Raw genomic sequence first — 1301 nt, 5'->3', positions numbered from 1 at the left:
TCAAAGCGGGAAATAATTCACTCACTTGGATTTTTGGCGCAATAAGAGTTAAAGGTTTAAGTTCCATACGATTTCGGTTACGAATACTCTCATTAACTCATCTTTTAGCTTAACCGAACAGTATTGAAGCTTTACTAACTTCCATTTCTTCGGCTATCTCAGTTTGAGTTAATCCATCAATTAACATCTCGATGATTTCCTTTTCCATTGGTGGTAAATAAGGAAACTTTTCATACTTGTACTTTGTAGCAACATTTTGAGTACGGCTTAATAGTCTCATGGTTCAGAATTGGTTCAAATGTGTAGAACTCTACACAGTCACTTTCCGCTTTGACAATCTCATAACTATTGCACTTAGACCTCAATCCTAATAGATGATGTCAAATTAATGATTTGTCCAGTCTTGAAGTCTTTTAATTTGAGCATAGTTCTGTTGAGTAGCCAAGTCTACACATATATATTTCCTCTAAATCACTATCTAGCTAACAAGAGTCTCTAAATTAGAAATAATATACTAAGTAAATTGAACTAATCTTAATGGACTGCAATGAAAATTAGAAGAATCAATCCTAGCCCTCAAGTAAAGTCAGGAGAAGTTGTCTATCAGAGTAAAATCCCTAATGCTCAACCTCGTCACATTTTAGAAGAAATCGTATGGCATAAAGAAGTAGAAATAGCGCAAATGCGCGATCGCTTGCCTTTACTGCAACTACGTCAACAGGTAGCTACTGTCGCCCCTGCAAAAGACTTTTTGAGCGCATTACAAAACGCTAAAACCGATCCTGCTTTAATTGCAGAAGTCAAAAAAGCCTCTCCTTCCAAGGGTATTATTAGAGAGGATTTCAACCCAGTTGCGATCGCAAAATCCTATCAAGCAGGCGGTGCGAGTTGTTTATCAGTACTGACAGATAGTAAGTTTTTTCAAGGTAGTTTTGATAATCTTAATTTAGTCAGACAAGCGGTTGATTTGCCTTTACTTTGTAAAGAGTTTATTATTTATCCTTATCAGATTTATTTTGCACGGGCTAAAGGAGCAGATGCGGTACTTTTAATAGCAGCAATCCTCTCAGATCAAGACTTAAAATACTTTGTTAAAATTGCTCAAAGTTTAGGGATGACTCCTTTAATTGAGGTGCATACTTTAGAAGAATTAGACAAAGTTTTAACTATCGATCAGATTAATTTAATTGGTATTAATAATCGTAATTTAGAAGATTTTTCTGTTAGTTTACAAACAACTAAAACTATTCTCGAAGCAAGAAAAGATACTTTAACAGAACGCAATATTACAGTAGTAAGTG

At 34.8% G+C, this 1301-nt stretch carries 2 protein-coding genes; one reads left to right on the top strand and one right to left on the bottom strand.

Translation table 11 applies throughout. From position 1 onward, the window contains the following. Window positions 1-109: 109 nt before the first annotated feature. Window positions 110-280, bottom strand: coding sequence for a sigma factor-like helix-turn-helix DNA-binding protein (locus tag H1P_RS33440; RefSeq protein ID WP_144875805.1), 171 nt, complete (start codon window positions 278-280; stop codon window positions 110-112). Window positions 281-547: 267 nt separating this feature from the next. Between H1P_RS33440 and H1P_RS33435 the strand changes: the two genes are divergently transcribed. Then, the coding region (locus H1P_RS33435) for an indole-3-glycerol phosphate synthase TrpC (RefSeq protein ID WP_144875802.1) at window positions 548-1301 on the top strand (754 nt) is incomplete at its 3' end.

Source organism: Hyella patelloides LEGE 07179, assembly GCF_900659865.1.
In the GTDB taxonomy this organism is placed as follows: Bacteria; Cyanobacteriota; Cyanobacteriia; order Cyanobacteriales; family Xenococcaceae; genus Hyella; species Hyella patelloides.
Note: the sequence above shows the minus strand (reverse complement) of the source record. Positions and strands in the feature narration are given on the sequence as shown.